The organism is Asticcacaulis biprosthecium C19 (genome assembly GCF_000204015.1).
GTDB lineage: Bacteria > Pseudomonadota > Alphaproteobacteria > Caulobacterales > Caulobacteraceae > Asticcacaulis > Asticcacaulis biprosthecius.
This window is the reverse complement of sequence record NZ_GL883077.1, coordinates 2,248,712-2,265,828: the sequence shown is the minus strand read 5'-3', so window position 1 is coordinate 2,265,828 and position 17,117 is coordinate 2,248,712. Positions and strand designations below refer to the sequence as shown.

The 17,117-nt window shown below is 60.0% G+C and carries 10 protein-coding genes and 1 tRNA gene; 5 read left to right on the top strand and 6 right to left on the bottom strand.

The genetic code is table 11. The features are described from left to right. The 3 genes from ABI_RS10290 to ABI_RS10280 all read right to left on the bottom strand — a co-directional run. On the bottom strand, positions 1-3,531 hold a 3,531-nt coding region (locus ABI_RS10290; protein ID WP_280959736.1), incomplete at its 3' end, for a beta strand repeat-containing protein. Between the two features lie 133 nt (positions 3,532-3,664). Next, complete coding sequence (locus ABI_RS10285; protein ID WP_040308786.1) at positions 3,665-3,880, bottom strand: hypothetical protein; 216 nt, start codon at positions 3,878-3,880, stop codon at positions 3,665-3,667. 50 nt (positions 3,881-3,930) lie between these two features. Continuing rightward, positions 3,931-4,956 carry a glycosyl hydrolase gene (locus ABI_RS10280; protein WP_245531322.1) on the bottom strand — a complete coding sequence of 342 codons (1,026 nt, stop codon included), beginning with the start codon at positions 4,954-4,956 and terminating at the stop codon, positions 3,931-3,933. Positions 4,957-5,160: 204 nt separating this feature from the next. Between ABI_RS10280 and ABI_RS10275 the strand changes: the two genes are divergently transcribed. Then, positions 5,161-5,236 (top strand) — tRNA-Lys (locus ABI_RS10275). A gap of 21 nt (positions 5,237-5,257) precedes the next feature. On the opposite strand, the gene ABI_RS10270 is transcribed toward ABI_RS10275, so the two are convergent. The 3 genes from ABI_RS10270 to ABI_RS10260 all read right to left on the bottom strand — a co-directional run bounded on the left by ABI_RS10270 (position 5,258) and on the right by ABI_RS10260 (position 10,943). Continuing rightward, the gene (locus ABI_RS10270; RefSeq protein ID WP_006272874.1) at positions 5,258-6,724 is read right to left on the bottom strand and encodes a tryptophan halogenase family protein; all 1,467 of its coding nucleotides are present in this window, start codon (positions 6,722-6,724) and stop codon (positions 5,258-5,260) included. Positions 6,725-6,767: 43 nt separating this feature from the next. Next, complete coding sequence (locus ABI_RS10265) at positions 6,768-9,587, bottom strand: TonB-dependent receptor (RefSeq protein WP_006272873.1); 2,820 nt, start codon at positions 9,585-9,587, stop codon at positions 6,768-6,770. A gap of 453 nt (positions 9,588-10,040) precedes the next feature. Beyond that, on the bottom strand, positions 10,041-10,943 hold the full coding sequence (locus ABI_RS10260; protein WP_040308785.1) for a LacI family DNA-binding transcriptional regulator: 903 nt from the start codon (positions 10,941-10,943) through the stop codon (positions 10,041-10,043). 598 nt (positions 10,944-11,541) lie between these two features. On the opposite strand from ABI_RS10260, the gene ABI_RS10255 reads away from it, so the two are divergent. The 4 genes from ABI_RS10255 (at position 11,542) to ABI_RS10240 (ending at position 16,932) form a co-directional block, all read left to right on the top strand. Further along, entirely contained in the window at positions 11,542-12,573 is a 1,032-nt protein-coding gene (locus tag ABI_RS10255) for a LacI family DNA-binding transcriptional regulator (protein ID WP_006272871.1), read from the top strand. 48 nt (positions 12,574-12,621) lie between these two features. Continuing rightward, positions 12,622-13,305 (top strand): YukJ family protein, encoded by a 684-nt coding sequence (locus ABI_RS10250; protein WP_006272870.1) that lies wholly within the window; start codon positions 12,622-12,624, stop codon positions 13,303-13,305. Positions 13,306-13,789: 484 nt separating this feature from the next. Next, on the top strand, positions 13,790-14,419 hold the full coding sequence (locus ABI_RS10245; protein WP_157138771.1) for a hypothetical protein: 630 nt from the start codon (positions 13,790-13,792) through the stop codon (positions 14,417-14,419). Positions 14,420-14,610: 191 nt separating this feature from the next. Beyond that, positions 14,611-16,932, top strand: coding sequence for a glycoside hydrolase family 127 protein (locus ABI_RS10240; RefSeq protein WP_006272868.1), 2,322 nt, complete (start codon positions 14,611-14,613; stop codon positions 16,930-16,932). Positions 16,933-17,117 lie beyond the last annotated feature (185 nt).

Below are 17,117 nucleotides of genomic sequence, written 5' to 3'. Positions count from 1 at the left end.
ATTGCCGGCATTGCCGTTGCCGGTGAAATTGCCAGTTCCGCTAAAGGCCAGGTGCTCGATATGACCGCCCAGATTAAAGCTGCGATTGGCCAGGACCCAGTCGTTGCCGCCGTTGGCCGCTTCGACCACAACATCGTCGCCGTCGACCACGAGCACATCATTACCCAGACCGCCGGTCAGGGTGTCGTTACCTACCCCGCCGTCCAGCCAATTGTTGCCGGAATTGCCACTAATAATGTTGTTCGCGGCATTGCCGTTGCCGGTGAAGTTGCCGGCTCCGCCAAAGGCCAGGTTCTCGACATTGGCACCCAGCACATAGCTGCGTGACGCCAGCACCCAGTCGGCGCCCTGCCCCTCCAACTCCGTCACCACATCCTCGGCATCGATCACGAACGTATCGTTGCCCAGACCACCACTCAGCGTGTCGTTGCCGGCCGCCCCTTCCAGCCAGTTATTGCCGCTGTTGCCGTTCAGAACATTGCCCAGGCCGTTGCCGTGCCCGACCAGGTTGGCTGCACCGCTAAAGGTCAGGTTTTCTATGTTCGCCGACAGGTTCCAATTGAGAGACGCCACGATGCTGTCGGTGCCTTCCGAAGCGTTCTCGGTCACCACATCGCCGCTGCTGTCGACGACATAGCTGTCATTGCCCAGACCGCCTATCAGGGTGTCGTTGCCGCCCAAACCATCGAGCAAGTTGTTGCCGCCGTTACCGCTCATGCGGTTGGCCGCCACATTGCCCGTCGCCGTGAAATGGCCGCTTCCGGCCAGAGCCAGGTTCTCGACATTGGTTCCCAGCACATAACTGCGCAACGCCAGTACCCAATCGGCGCCCTGCCCTTCCAGCTCCGTCACTACGTCCTCGGCATCGATCACGAAGGTATCGTTGCCCAGCCCCCCACTCAGCGTGTCGTTGCCAGCCGCACCTTCCAGCCAGTTATTCCCGATGTTGCCGATCAGAACATTGCCCATGCCATTGCCGTTACCGACGAAATTACCCGTTCCCGTAAAGGTCAGGTTTTCGACGTTCGCCGACAGGTTCCAGTTGAGGGAAGCGACGACACTGTCGGTGCCTTCCGACAGGTTTTCGCTGACCCGGTCCCCGGCAGCCTGAACGAAATAGGTATCGTTGCCCGCGCGCCCCATCAGAGTATCGTTGCCCAGCCCGCCGTCCAGCCGGTTATCGCCGGTCGTTCCGCCAAGCCAGTCGCCGGCCGAAGTCCCTACCACATGCTCGATCTGGCTCAGGCTGTCGTTGCCGGCGCCGCCCATGGCCTGCGCAACCTCGACCGCCAGATCGACGGTCACCGCAACGTCGATATCCGCATAGGAAACCGTATCTTCTCCGGCTCCACCCTGAAGGGTATCAGCTCCGATACCGCCCTGGATAAGGTCATCACCGTCGAAACCGTTCAAGATATCGTCGCCGGAGTTTCCGGCCATCGTGTCGTTGCCGCTGCTCCATTCCGAAAAGTAATCGCCGCCGGTCAAGCTGTCGTTACCGTCACCACCTTCGACCCAATCATTACCACCCCCAGCGTTGAATGTGTCATTGCCAACGCCCCCAATCAGCGTGTCGTTGCCGCCGCTAGCCGACAATAGCAGGACTTCAACGTTCCGCAGGACCATACCGTTGCTGAAGGTAACACCCGCGGCGGTGGAGATCTGGGTAACGTCGACAAGCACACCGTTGGCACCGTCCGGCGCGCCCATATTCACCGTGTCCAGTCCATCCCCGCCATCGACTGTGTCAACGCCTTCGTAGGCGTGTATGAGATCATTTCCGGCCCCGCCATTGGTAATATCGTTGCCGGCGTCACCGTTCAGAATGTCGTCGCCTGCGCCGCCGCTCAGCAGATCATTACCCTGGCCGCCAATCATCGTATCGACGACGTCGCTGCCCGTAAGCGTATCGTTGCCGGCTTCCCCTAACATAGTACCCCAACCGCCGACGGACAGCAGCAGATCATTGCCGTCACCGGCCCACAGGATGTTCTGGCCCGTTCCGCCGGTAAGGCTGTCATTGCCGCCATCACCATAAAGGAAACTGGCTCCGGCGCCGCCGGTGACCATGTCGTCACCTTCGCCACCGTGCAACTCATTGCGTCCGCCGCCGCCGGCCACGGTGTCGTTACCAGCTTCACCGTAGATGACATCGTAGCCATCGGCCCCGCTGGTGGCAAGATCCGCGCCGCCACCGCCCCAGAACTCATCATTCAGACCGCCGCCGGTGTAGGTGTCGTTACCGCCACCACTGAAAACCGCCAGATTCTCAACGTTTTGCAGGACCGTACCGTCTGCCAGGACCACACCGCCAGCGGTCGCCGCCAGGACGGCATCGACGGTCAGACCCTGATTCGCCCCCCGGCGAAAAAGGGTGACGTAGTCATTGTCGGCGCCGCCGTCGATCGTATCCGCGCCGCCATAGCTGTAAACGACGTCATTTCCGCCATCGCCGTTCATAACGTCGATGCCGGCATCGGCTTCACCCTGATCGCCATAAAGGAAATCGTTGCCGCCACCGGCATTGATGACATCGTTACCGTAGCCGCCCTGCAGGGTTTCGGCGACCGCACTGGCGGTCATCGTATCGTTGCCGGCGCCACCGTCGAAGGTGATGCCGGTATTCCCCCACTGGGCATCCTCGCCTTCCAGGTCTTCCAGCAGGTCATTGCCGTCGCCGCCGGACATGACATCGTTTCCGGCACCACCATTCAACGTGTCATTGCCGTCACCGCCGGTCAGGACGTCCAGCCCCGTCCCGCCTTCAACCAGGTCGTCACCGGCCCCGGCATTCAGGCGGTCATCGCCCGCATCGCCCTTCAGGCGATCATGACCATCGTCGCCCTGCAGTTCGTCGTGCCCGCTGTCGCCGATCAGTGAGTCGTTGCCCGCCCCGCCAAAGATATTGTCATAACCTTCCCCGCCGTCGACAGTATCGTTGCCGTCGCCGCCTTCCAACCTGTCATAGCCCAGTAATCCCGAAAGACTGTCTGCGCCGCTCCCGCCCCTGAAATTGTCGCCCGAAACTCCGCCTGTCAGAGTGTCATTGCCGTATCCCAATGCGGCACTGAAATACTCTATGTTGCGCACCAGCGTGCCGTCGGCCAGGACATGATCGCCGGCGGCGGTCAGGTCCGCCATGCTGAGATGGAAGCTGAATGTCGAGGTCGATCGGTCAAGATGCAGGTTGTCACTATCGGAACCGCCATCGATGACGTCGCGGCCACCATAGCTTACCAAACTGTCGCCGCCTTCGCCCCCTTCCAAAGTGTCATTGCCAGCATCGTCTGCACCACCGTCCCAGAGTGAGTCGTTGCCGAGTCCACCGGTTAGACGATCATCCCCGGCAATGCCCATCAGAAGATCATCCCCGCCGGCACCCGTCAGGGTATCATTACCTTCGTTTCCCCAGATATAGTCGCCGACCGCACCACCCGTGAGGCTGTCATTGCCGTCCTCGCCGGAGATCATATTGAATTCGTCGGGACCTACGTAGGTGTCGTCGCCGGGCGTTCCGTTATAAATTGCCATGATCATATCCCCCACTGCGTTTTGTTATCACACAGACTGCGCGCAACCTACGCGAATACCGGCGGCGTGAACACCGGATTTCCGCTACCTATCTGCAATTAATGTTTATCTCCGCCGCCTCGTTTCGGCCTCATCACGTCATATGGCTGACCACATCGGCCTGGCTGGCATTCGGCACGGTAATCACAGTGCCGCCACCCAGTATGATGACCACATGGGTGCCGGCCTGCGACACCCATCCGGTATTGACCACAACGTGGGTATACGCGTTGACGTCGATAGTGTCATTCTGTGCGGCGCTGAAGTCGGTTACCGTATCCTTTCCGCTGGCGGCCATGAACGCGAACACGTCCGCTCCCAGCCCGAAGGTCAGCGCCTCATTACCGGCCCCGCTTGTCCCTACAGCTTGAACGCGCCGGCGACCTCGTCCTTGGTCAGGTAGCGCTCCGACAGATAGGCCTTGCGAACGCTCTCGTCGGTATTGTGCTTGCCCGGATAGATCCATTCCGAATGCCAGGTCATGAACCATAGCCATTCGGAATCCGGCCCAAGTTTATCGGGATCCGGAATCGGGCCGTTTTCGTGCAGACAGATAGGCACCGTATCGCCGACCTCAGCCTTGACAGCCTGGAACATCTCGCTCAGTGGCCCATGGTGGTCGACATAGGTGTCCGCGCCGGCGATATCGACATATTGCCGGCCGGGATAATAGTTGGGCTTGACCTCGGCAGTATAACCCAGCACCCAGATCAGGTTGTTCAACCCCCGCTCAAACGTGAAATACTTGTACATGGCGATCCACAACGCCTTGAACGGCTCAGGCCCCGACATGCCCCACCAGAACCAGTTACCGGTGAACTCGTGCATCGGCCGCCACAGAACTGGCACGCCGCGGTCGCGCAGCACCGTCAGGTTATCGGCAATGATGCGCAGGTCGCGCAGCAGAGCCACATTCTCCGGCGTCCCGCGTTTGAAGGATTTGTACATGTCGAAGTACTTTTTAGAGTTGTCGTACCCCGTGCCGATCATCGGATTACCCCAATGCCAACAGATGCTAGGGATGCCGCCCTCGTCCTTGTACCACTTGGTAGCGCGGTCGTTCAGCGCGTCATAATCGTTGGGATCGATGTAATCGAGCCCCAGGATGACGGGCAACTTGCCGGTGGTCCGTTCGATATAATCGAGCTCATGCCGGGGCCCCAGCGGCTGGCGCCAGATCGATTCCTGTTGGCCGGTCAAGGTCTTCTTGCCGTACTGGCTCCACAGCCAGGCATACAAGGCCTTCGCTTCTGGCGACGCCTTGGGATTGCTCAGTTCGCCCTTGCCCGGCAGGACAGACACCGCGGGCTGCGCCAAGGCGCCACCGGCCGCTGCAAACGCCAGCGCGCTGATTCCGCCCATAGCGGAACGACGGGACACAGTCATACGGTTTCCTCACAAACTTTTCGATTAATTTAATTTGAAAGAATTAAGAAGCAAGTGGTTTCGTCGTCGCCGGCACCGACCTTACGCGCATGGGTGCAAAGCCAAAAGTTTTGTGGATTTGTGCTTGCAACACGGCAACAAACCGATTAAAGGGTCGCCTCCCTGACGGGAACGGCCGCAAGGCTGCGACAGACAAATGGTTTCGGGTGTGTAGCTCAGTTGGTAGAGCAGCTGACTCTTAATCAGCGGGTCCACGGTTCGAGTCCGTGCCCACCCACCATTTCTCTTTCTTTCCCAAGTCTCAGCGATGATAACAATGCCGCCAGACGAAGGCGTCGTGCGCCGGCAACAGCTCAAGCCTTTCGTGACATTCGAACCGCAACCCGCGCAAGAACCGCGCCCGGTCGTCGCGCGCCACCCGTTCGGTGAAGGGGTGCACGGCCTGGGGTTCGACGCCCTGGCCATGCAGGACTTGCAGCCAACTCGGCAGGCGGAAGATATCGGCCGGAGGAATGTGCAGCGCGGCCGTGTCGCGGAACAGTTCGATCCGGTGGTGCAGGCTGTCGGGTATGGTCATGTTCCTGCATGAATTCCAGAAGGTTTCATCATACCGCCCGTTGACGTGGTAATGTAAGATAATGAAATCGCGAATATTTTCCATTTCGTGAATACTGGAATCATTGAAATCTTGCGCCAGGCGGTCGTGATCTGGACCGCGCGGAAAGAGCATGATGAAGCGCTCGATTGCCGACTGGATAAGATGGATCGAGGTCGATTCCAGCGGCTCGATAAACCCGGCCGACAGACCGATGGCTAGGCAGTTTTTGTTCCACAATTTTTTGCGCCGGCCGGTGGTAAAGCGGATCGGACGGGCGTCCGCCAGGGCCTCGCTGTCGAGTTGCACCATGAGGGCGGCATGGGCCTCCTCGTCGCTGATATGGTCGGAGCAGTAGACATGGCCGTTACCGGTGCGGTGCTGCAGCGGAATGCGCCAGGTCCAGCCGGCCGTCTGGGCCGTCGCGCGGGTATAGGGCAGCAACGGACAGGTTCGCGCCGACGGCACTGCCAGCGCGCGGTCACACGGCAGCCAGTGCCGCCAGTCCTCGTAGCCGGTCTTCAGGGCGCCTTCGATCAGCAGCGCGCGAAAGCCGGTGCAGTCGATGAAGAAATCGCCGGCGATCGCGCGGCCATCGGCCAGACGCAACGCGCGGATATCCTCTTCGACCGCGACGTCGGCGATGCGGCCTTCGATACGGGTAACGCCGCCCGCCTCGGCATAGCGGCGCAGGAAGGCGGCATATAGACCGGCGTCGAAATGGAAGGCATGGACCAGGTCGTCGGAGCGGGCGAACCGGCCGGCGTAGGCCGCAGCCTGGTTAAGGTCGTAGTCACCCAGTTCACCAGCATCGCCGCCTTGCATCCGGTCCTGGTACCAGTAGTGATGAAACGGCAGGTAGGCCAGGTCGCGCCCCACCGCTCCGAAGGAATGCATATAACTGTGGCCGCGTTCGCGCCAGCCGCGGAACTCGATCCCCAGCTTGAAGGTGCCCTGAGTCTCGCGCAGGAAGGCGTCTTCATCAAGGCGCAGCATGCTGTTGAAACGCGCAATGGCCGGGATGGTGGCCTCCCCCACCCCGATGGTGCCGATCTCGTCGGACTCGACCAGGGTGATGTTCAGCGACGGCCCAAACACCCGGGCCAGGGCGGCGGCGGTCATCCATCCGGCCGTGCCGCCGCCGGCAATAACAATGGATTTTACAGGAAGCATAAGCGAAAGCGCCCGCCGGACGAATCCGGCAGGCGCCCTTTCATCAATAGAAGCGGTAGCCGACCGACAGCAGATAGGTCGTCCCGTAGTTCTCGTACTTCAGGATGTTCTGGGTCTGGCCCTCGCCGGCATAGTAGCGGAAAGGCTGGTCCGTCAGGTTGTAGGCCGACAGATTCAGCGACAGCCCCTTCAGCGGACCGTCCTCGAAGTTGTAGCCGACCTGGGCGTCGACCACGGTTTCCTCATCGACCCACTGCGAGCCCAGCGACGAGTCGAAGTTGGGCACCTGGCCCAGCCACGCCGCGCGGTACCGCTGGCTGATCCGCGCCGAAAAACCGCGCTTTTCATAGTACAGCGTCGTGTTGATCACCTTGGGAGACAGGCCAGGCAGAGGCACGGCATGGATGCCGTCCGGTGTGATCTTGGAGTTGTTCAGCGCGGCACTGAAAATAAATCCAAATCCGTCAAGGTTTTCATGCAGAAGGTCGCCGGGGATTGAGGCGGTGAACTCGACGCCGCGGACAAAGCCGCCGCCATCGCCATTGGCCTGGGCGCCGGTATAGCCGCGACGATTGGCGTCGGCGCGGGTATAGTTGCCGGCCGGGGTCGGCAGCGGGAAGCCGGTGAAGTCGGTGGCCACGCTCTGGTAGTAGATGTAGCTGGTCAGCTCCTTATAGTAGGCGGCAAACGAGACATAGCCCTTGCGGCCGAAATACTTCTCGAGTGAGACGTCATAGGCGTTGGCCTTCCACGGTTTCAGATGCGGATTACCGCCGCCGGCGCCCCAATAGTAGGTGATGTCACCGTTGACGTAGGGTGGCGCTGTATCGGCCGCGACATTGTAGCTGGTCCCGCCCGCCATATCGTCCATGCGCGGCCGGGCCATGGTGGTGGCCGCCGCCACGCGCAGGCTCAGGTCGTTGGGCAGGCTGAAGTTCAGGTTCAGGCTAGGCAGGAGGTCGGTGTATTTGGCGCCGTCCTTGACCTGGGTGACAATCAGCTTCGTCGGATCACCGGGCACCGTCGCGCCGTTGGTAAAGCCCTGATTGGCCTCCTGGTCTGCCGTGATCGACTGCAGCCCGACATTGCCCAGCACCGGCACGCCGAACAGGGTCGTGTCGATGTCGGCCTTGACGAACAGCGTGGTAAGTTGCTCGTTCATCTCCCAGGTCTGAGTGATGTCGAAGATGCGGTCGCCGGTATTGGCGTTCGGATCGACGCGGGCATCGACAACGTTCCAGAAGCCGCTGCGGTACAGGCCCAACGCGTCGTAGGAAATCATGCCATTGGGATTGCCCCAGAACGAGGTGTCGACCGTACCGGTTCGGAAGGCTTCCGGCACGACCATGGCGGCGGCCGTCTTGTTGCGCAGTTCGCCCTGCCATTGGTGCTTGGTCTTGGTGCGGTCGGTCAGGTTGATGCCGAAGGTCACCTGGCTGAACGGACCGCCGCCGACTATACGCTTGGCGGCCAGTTTTACGGCCGAGATCTCGTCCTTGACTTCCGGATTGCCGACATAGCCGGCGCGGTACAGCGGACTGCCCCAGCCGCCCGGATCGGTCAGGTAGACCTTGTCGAAGTCGGCATAGTCGAGGATCGAGCTCAGCTGGGTGACGCCATCATCAACGGTTTCGAAGCTGAGATTATCACGCACCACCGAACCCGCCGGGCCGGTACCGGCCGTTGATTCCAGGCGCAGGTCGCTGCGCTCGACCTTGGAGCTGCTGAGATCGGCTTCCAGGGTCCAGGTATCGGACGGTTTGAACACCAGGTTGGCCCCGACATTGTCGATCGTGGCGTTACGGTCGTTGGTGTAGTTTTCGACAATGGTGGTGACGCCGTTGAACGTCCCCTTGGTGATGCGACCGTCCTCGACCGTATAGCCCGGCTGCAGCGTGCCCGAACCCCATACCGTGCCGTATTCCAGCCGGCGGATGGTCTGCAGTTCGTGGAAGTCCGAGTGGAACAGGTCGAAGGTGGCATGGAACTGGTCGTTGGGTTTCAGCTCCAGCACGCCCATGATCGAGTCGCGCTCATAATAGGACGACTGGATGCCCGACTTGTCACCGCCGATGACCATATTGCCATCGCTGTAGGTCGGATAGCCCCACGGTTCGTGGGTCTGGGCCTGGAACGGCGTCTTGTTGTGCGAATAGCCGATCGCCACGCCGACGGTCTTGTCGAAGAACTGATCGACATAGGAGATGCCGTAGCGGTTGCCGCTGGTCGACTGACCCGGCACCTGCTCATCGAGACTGTTCTGCTCCAGCTTGCCGCTGACCGACAGGCTGCGGCGGGCGTAGGACAGGGGACGTACGGTCGACAGATCGGCGGTCCCGGCCAGGCCCTGGAAGGTCATCCCGGCGTCGGGCGTCTTGAAGACGCGCACCTGCTGGATCATTTCCGACGGGTACTGGTCGTATTCGACGGAGCGGTTGTCGTTGGTCGAGGCCTGCTCACGGCCGTTCAGGGTGGTGACGGTGAAGTCGGGCCCCAGGCCGCGGATCGACAGGGTCTGGGCGCGGCCCTTGTCGCGCTGGGCGGCGATGCCCGGCAGGCGGGCGATGGATTCGGCGATCGATGAGTCGGGGAGCTTGCCGATATCTTCGGCCGAAACGGCTTCGATGATCGACGAACTGCGTTTTTTGGCTGTGATGGCGTCCTGGACACCCTTGCGGATCCCGCGCAACACGATGACGCCATCGTCGGTCGCCGCAGCCTCCCCGGTGGCCGCCCCAGAATCCGGCGCCGGCACCACGTCCTGGGCAAAGGCCGGTGCCGCGGCCAGGGCCAGCAGGGCCGTGCAGCCCAGAAGTCGCAGCCGCAGTCCCGCGCCCTTATGTTTAGAATACCGAGTAATCAAGTCTATCCTCCTGATGAGTCTGTTTTTGTGGCGATGCCAACGCGTTCCCTGCGTGATCGCCGTGTACAGGTCCTGGTTTATTGTTATCTCAACCTGAGCGCCTCTGCCGGACGCCTGAGTCCTGAATGTAAAATCTGCGCCCCAAATTAGCAATAAACTCAAAGCGTAATCCGCCACATTTTAAAATATAACAGCGAAACGTGTTGCAATATCGCCACCAAAATTTGGCAATTCACAGCGTATTTGACTGATATTACAGTACTTTACATTTTAGCACTTTTTGCAAGTTTTGGTTTCTAATCTTATGAATACGTATTCTTACAGATTTTATATTATTACATATTTTGCAATAACTGCATTTTCATTGCACGTTATTGCAATTTCAGGCGTGGCAAATTACGCCGTACTGGCGTTCGGTATTACTCATGGCGTTTGCGCTATAACTTTGAAAAATCAGTAACACTTCAGATGGTAGGCAATCTTTTCGAGACCGGCATCCGCCGCATCCTTCCGGTTCAGCAAGGCCGACAAGACCCGCCGTCCGGCGGCATGAACGTCCAGGCTGAGACGGGCGGCGCGCTCGGCGCCCTCGCCCACCGTGACCGTTTGAACATCCGGGACCGTCCGCGCCTGGGACTCGCTGGCAATGAACAGCCCGTCGAACCCTTCCTGCACATCGTCGATCGACGACAGGATCAGTGACGGATCGACGGCCAAGCCGGCTTCGTTGAGCCCGGTCAGGTAGCCCATGAATTTTTGGGTCGTGTCGGCGCCTTCGGTTTCCCCGAGATAGGCGATACGGCGGCAACCAGCTTGCGCCAAATGGCGGACGGCGGCCTGGCCGGCGGCGAAATTGTCCGGCGCCATACGACGGTAAGATCCTTCGCCGCTGCCCCAGACAATGAAACGGTGCGTCGTCAGGGCGGCCAGGGCGGAACGGGCTTCGCGTTCATCGAAGAAGAGGAAGGCGTCGGCGCCGGTGGCATCGAGCGCGCGCGGCAGATCGTCGAAAGCGCTCTGGCCTAGCGGCACGAACAGAAGGTTGCAGCGCAGTCCGCGCATGGCCGTCACCAGGCCGGGCAGGAGCGCGGCGTACAGCGCTTCCTCACGCACCGGCATCATGACGGCGACGGTGACTCTTTTGACGGCAGCCGGACCGGCTTGCGGCAGGAAGAAGCCGTTGTCGGCAGCCAACTGGCGTACCCGCGACTTGGTCGTGCGGTTGATCAGGGGGGAGTCCTGCAGGGAGCGCGACACGGTGGCCACCGACACGCCGGCCAGCCGCGCCAGATCGGCCAGGCGCATCTTGGCGACCGGCGTTCCGTGGGCTTGATGACTGACCCTATCGAAGGACATGTTTCCCTGCAATTTCATTTTGGAAACTATCGCGCAGGCGCAATCGGGAGAAAACCCGAAAAATCAAAATGATAACGTATTCATTCTTTATAGGATGACCTGAATCCGCCGCGTAGCGGCAAATGGACAGCAAGAGGTTGAAACCACGAATGAACACGAATGAACACGAATTAGTCAGGCGTTTCTTGGCTCCCGAAACATGACCAATTATTAGCACCATGTTGGAAATACTCTTTTTCGCGTCTTCGCGTGAAATTAGAATTCTTTCATTCCCGCACGACCGGAAGAATGTCGCTGACGGTAGAAAGAGGTTTCACGCGAAGACGCGAAGCAGCGAAGAAGAGTAAAGTCCGCCTTTGCGAACCAGGAGAAATTGTTCTCCTTATTCGTGTCCATTCGTGTTCATTCTCGGTTTCAAACTCTTTGCGCAAGAAAGGCCGCTTCGCGGCGTCAAAACGGCTTCGGACATACGCCACCCTTCCTGTGAATACGTATTCTTCTGCGCATTTTTGCAAACTCGGCTTAGGCTTTGCAGAGAAACGACAAAAGTGAGAACGCCGTCCCGAAATCAGGCGTTCCGGCCGGAGGAGCGTAACCCATGAGCTATATGAAGCGTCAGCCGACCTGTATCGACGTGGCGGCCACCGCCGGCGTGTCGCAGGCCACCGTATCGCGCGTTCTCAACAAGTCGTCTCTGGTCAAGGACAGCACCCGCGACCGCGTGCTGAAAGCCGCCGAAGTCCTGAAATACAAGATCGACAACAATGCCCGTTTCCTGCGCTCGTCGCGCGTGCGAACCCTGGCCTTGCTGATCCTGGAAGACATGGAAGAGCAGCACAGCGACATCAATCCGTTCTTCCTGCCGATCGTCGGTTCCATCGTCCGTTACGCCGCCGACCGCGGCTATGAGGTGATGATCTCGCTCCAGCGCGAAAGCAACGCCTGGGGCGCCGGCTACTGCCTTAGCCGCCCGGCGGAAGGCATCATTTTCCTGGGCTCGAAGAACTTCGATACCTATGCCGAAAACTTCCGCAGCCATAACCAGAAGGACGACAACTGGGTCGTCTGGGGCCTGGACAAGGTCGAAAACGGCAAGATCTGCGTCGCCTCCGACAACAGCTCGGGCGCCTATGACGCGGTCAACCACCTGATCGCATCGGGCCGCCGCCGCATCGCCTATATCGGCAAGACCGACACCGACCACTGGGAGTTCCTAGAGCGTTATGACGGCTACGGTTCGGCCCTGAGCGACGCCGGGATTGCCGCCGATCCGGCCCTGGTCGTCGACAGCCAGCTCAAGATCGACGACGGCGCCGAGGCCGTCCGCCGGCTGCTCGATGCCGGAACGAAGTTCGATGCGATCTTTGCCTCGACCGACATTCTGGGCCTGGGCGCCATGCGCGAACTGATGTCGCGGGGTTATAAGATCCCGGAAGATGTATCCGTGATCGGTTTCGATGACCTGTGGGTATGCAACATTGCCTGGCCGCGGCTGTCATCGGTCCGACAGGACACCGAAGCCGCCGCCCGCCGCCTGGTCGACAGCGTCTGCGCTCTGATCGAAGGCGAACCGGCGCAGTCGGTGCGGATACCGACGCAGTTGGTGCTGCGGGAGTCGTGTTCGTCATAGGCCTGTTTGTGGTATAGCTTGACGCCATAACGGGCGGAAAAGCAGATCATGGGCTTAAAAGACTACGGCGTGCTCAAAGGGCGGATCATGGGTTACAGCGCCGAACGCGCTTCCCGGAAAAGCCCGCACCTGCACATGTCGCTCGACGCTCAGGGCCGAATCTTCCGCGCCGCCATCAATGTCAAATCGGCGGAGGGACCGTCCGAGTTGGTCTATCTCGCCGCTTCGAACTATGTTCACCCACAACTGAGCCTCTATCCATCCCTGCCCCCCGGCATTACCCACCTGGAACGCCGCGCCGGTAGCGGCGCGCTGGATTTCATCCGCGGCAATATGTTTGATGTCAGCGCCGTTACCGCCATGCCCCACGACGCGCCCGGCCACGACGACGATCTGCTCGACGGTCTCGAACAGCATCTGCGCCAGGCCATCGGGCTGGGTGATGCCGTCGACGCCTATGTCTTCGGAGAGCCCTTCGCCGACGGCATTCATAATGTCCATATGAATCAGGGAAGTATCGGCGCCTTTGCCGGCCACAATGGCGTGTGGCAGGACGGCGCACTTCTGCTGCACGACCGCGCGGCCGGGCAATGGACGGCGCTGTTCCTGGCCTTCCAGAGCCAGGCCGTCCATACGGAAGACACCACCGGTCATGCCTTGCCCGGCAGCGCCACTTTTGCCGATATTGTCGCCACCAGGTCGGTCCCTCCATCCGGATCTTCAATGCTTTAGTCCATCCAACTCTTGGCAGCCAAAGCATCACCTTACTCAATACCGGTGCAACCCCCGTCCCCCTCGCCGGCTGGAGCCTGGCCACCGGCGCCGACACTCGCAGGAGCCTCACTGGCCTAACCATCCCCGCCGGCAAAACCCTGCAGATCACCGCCTAGCCGCCCTTTCGCCTCCCCAACCACGGCGGCATCATCTCTCTGCTCGACTCTTCGGGCACCAAGGTCCACGGTGTCAGCTACCTCAAGGCCCAGGCCCATGCTGGTGGGACAATGGTTTTCTGATCCCTCGGAAAAATCGCGGATCAACACCGTGAATCCACTCCAGGCCAACATCGCAAGCACTTGGCAGCGGATAACCTGAAACGGAGAGGACGCAACCCGCCCGGCATTGACGTAGGCGCTGTCAATGTGCTTCCTGTAGATACTTTAACGGGGACGCTTCAACTCATCGCTGGATGATCAGGAGTTGGTTTAAGGAGGGGGATTTGCTTTTCACTTTAATTTTGCGCGCGACTGTAGCCTTTGCTTTCGCGACTTTGTGTGCTTGCCAACCTACGGATTTACCCGACACGGCCACACCCGATGCCCTTGCCCCGGATGGCTGGGAAACCCCGCCTCAATCCCTGAAAGGAGTCTGTGCGTTCGCGACACAGCGACTGGACGCGGATTACAGGCGCCTTGAAGGCGAAAACGAGATATTTTTGAAAGAAACAGGCGTTGAGTATTATAAGCTCAACGAACTTGATCACGAATATTCGGAATGGGATGCTCAATTTATTCCCGGCGGTGAAATTTACCAAGAAAACGTCTCACGTTTGAGTGACAATGAACTAATTGAGGCCATCCTGAAGACACATGAATCCATGGCTATACATGAGATGGCTGTAAGATTCAGCAAAAACGGAGACGTTTATAAAGCATCCACCTACGCACTCTTGAACAGCTTGGCAACCGAACGAATTGAAATCAATATCGATTTAAGCCAACGTGTTTCCTATAGGTTGGGTCAGGGAAATCTTTCAATGGGAGGCTACGGTCCGAGTATGTGCCTCTTGAAGGAATTGTGCCCGGACGACTTTAATCCCAAACCCTACTACCTGAAAACCTGCCGATAAATAGGCCGGCATTATCATGATACCAGGCCAGCGAGCCCGTTTTTCAAGGCCAAGTTCTCAGGTCTAATGAGCGTCCACACAAATACAAGGCATCAATTGGTCATACATAAATGTCCACCTTGGGTACGCCTCCCCCATTGACGCCACCCAACCGACTCCTTATTGTCAGACAAAAAGCAGGGAGATGGTACATGTTTACGCGTCGCGGTCTTATGTTGACCAGCGCAGCCTTGGCGGGTTTGCCGGCTGTTGCCCACGCCGCTGCCGATCCGGTCAAGGTGGCCCCCTTCCCGCTCGAAGCCGTCACCCTCATGCCGTCCGTATGGCGCGATGCCGTCGATGCCAATGGCCACTATCTCTTGTCGCTGGAGCCCGACCGGCTTCTGCACAACTTTCATAAATCCGCTGGCCTGGCGCCGAAGGGCGATATCTACGGCGGCTGGGAAAACATGGGCATTGCCGGCCACAGCCTGGGCCACTACCTGACGGCGCTGGGCCTGGCCTACGCCCAGACGCGCGACCCGGCCTATAAAGCCAAGCTCGACTATACCGTCAGCGAGATGGCCATCATCCAGAAGGCCCACGGCGACGGCTATATCGGTGGCACCACCGTCGAGCGCGATGGCAAGCTTCAGGACGGCAAGATCGTCTATGAAGAGGTCCGCAAGCACGTCATCACCTCGCACGGTTTCGACCTCAACGGCGGTTGGGTGCCACTGTATACCTGGCACAAGGTCCATGCCGGGTTGCTCGATGCCCACCGCTACGCCAACAACGGTCAGGCGCTGAAAATCGCCATCGGCATGTCCGACTATTTGATCGGTGTGCTGGGGGATTTGTCGGACGAAGAGATGCAAAAGGTTCTGGCCGCCGAGCACGGCGGGCTGAACGAGACCTACGCCGAGATGTATGTCCGCACGGGCGACAAACGCTATCTCGATACGGCCCGGCGCATCTACCACAAGGCCGTCCTGACGCCGTTGGCCCAGCGCCGCGACGAGTTGGAAGGCAAGCACGCCAACACCCAGATCCCCAAGCTGATCGGCTTGGCCCGCCTTTACGAAGTCACCGGCGACAAGGCCTATGGCGACACCGCGTCCTACTTCTGGGACCGCGTCATCCATCACCATTCCTATGTCATCGGTGGCAATTCGGCCGGTGAGCATTTCGGCGCCCCGGACAAGCTTAGTGGCCGGCTCGACGACAAGACCTGCGAAAGCTGCAACACCTACAATATGCTAAAGCTGACGCGGCATCTGTATCAGTGGCAGCCTGACGCCGCCTGGTTCGACTATTATGAGCGCGCCCATCTCAACCACATCCTGGCCCACCAGGATCCGCAGACCGGCGCCTTCGTCTATTTCGTGCCCCTGGCTTCGGGGTCGCAACGGCTCTATTCGACGCCGGACACCAGCTTCTGGTGCTGCGTCGGCTCGGGCATGGAAAGCCACGCCAAGCACGGTGACTCGATCTGGTGGCGTCAGGCCGGTGGTGGCGACACCGTCTACGCCAACCTGTTCATCCCGTCTGAACTGAGCTGGACTGACAAGGCGACGAAGATTGCCTTGAGCGGCGATATCCTGAAGGGCGAGCCGGTGACCTTTACCGTCACGCCGCAGGGCACGGCCGATTTCACCCTGGCCATTCGGGTGCCGAAATGGGCCGACGGACCGCGGTTGTCGGTCAATGGCAAGAACACCCCGCTGCTGGTCAAGAATGGCTATGTCCGGGTGCGCCGTGCGTGGAAGGCTGGCGATACGGTGGTGCTCACCCTGCCCCACGCGCTGAAGGTCGAGACCATGCCGGACAACCCGCGCCTGGCCGCCTTCATCAAGGGGCCGATGGTCATGGCGGGTGATATGGGGCCTGCGCAGGGTGATGTCCCCCAGGCGCCGGTGGTCGTGGCCGCCAGTGCCTTGGGCGCCGTCGATCGCGGGAGTCTGACCTTGAATGCCCAGCCACAGGCCTTGCAACTGGTGCCTTTCTTCAATCAGTATCATCGCCGGACGGCCGTCTATTTCCCGCTGTTCACCGAGGCGCAATGGCAAGTCGAAAAGGCCGCCTATGAGGAGGCCGAGGCCGATCGCGTCGCGCTGAACTGGCGAACCATCGACATCATGCGGCTGGGCGAGATGCAGCCTGAGCGTGATCATGCCTTCGCCACCGACATTTCCGAGCCGTCGTCTCGTTTGGGCCGGTCGGGCCGCTGGCTGATGTGGACGACTGGCAAGTATTTCGAGTTCGATTTGGCCGTGGAAGCGCAGACCGTGTTGCAGGTCACCTACTGGGGCCAGGATATCCGGCGCAATTTCGATATCACAGTCGATGGGGTGCTGTTGACCAACGAAAAGCTGGACTACCCGTCAGAGGCGCAGTTCCGGGTCGTGGACTATGCCGTGCCGGCGGCGATGACGGCCGGCAAGGACAAGGTCCGGGTGCGGTTCACCACGCGGGGCTCGGGCCTGGATGTGTTTGAAGTGCGGTCGCTAAGGCCGGAAAAGGCGCAAGCTTAATCATACCTCCCCACGTGTGGGGAGGGGAACCGCTCGAGCGAAACGTAGCCGAAGGCGAAGTGAGTGAGGTGCGGTGGTGGGGCGACTTCTTTCGGAAGCGCCGTAGCTGTTACTCCGACAGCAAGTCGCCCCACCACCATTTCGCTACACTTCGCTTTGCTTCGTTACGCTCATGGTCCCCCTCC

What these genes read in the sequence shown, in the direction of transcription:
- ABI_RS10270 (WP_006272874.1), bottom strand. Translation starts at nt 6,724, where the DNA reads ATGCTTCCTGTAAAATCCATTGTTATTGCCGGCGGCGGCACGGCCGGA.
- ABI_RS10260 (WP_040308785.1), bottom strand. Translation starts at nt 10,943, where the DNA reads ATGTCCTTCGATAGGGTCAGTCATCAAGCCCACGGAACGCCGGTCGCC.
- ABI_RS10240 (WP_006272868.1), top strand. Translation starts at nt 14,611, where the DNA reads ATGTTTACGCGTCGCGGTCTTATGTTGACCAGCGCAGCCTTGGCGGGT.
- ABI_RS10250 (WP_006272870.1), top strand. Translation starts at nt 12,622, where the DNA reads ATGGGCTTAAAAGACTACGGCGTGCTCAAAGGGCGGATCATGGGTTAC.
- ABI_RS10255 (WP_006272871.1), top strand. Translation starts at nt 11,542, where the DNA reads ATGAGCTATATGAAGCGTCAGCCGACCTGTATCGACGTGGCGGCCACC.
- ABI_RS10280 (WP_245531322.1), bottom strand. Translation starts at nt 4,956, where the DNA reads ATGACTGTGTCCCGTCGTTCCGCTATGGGCGGAATCAGCGCGCTGGCG.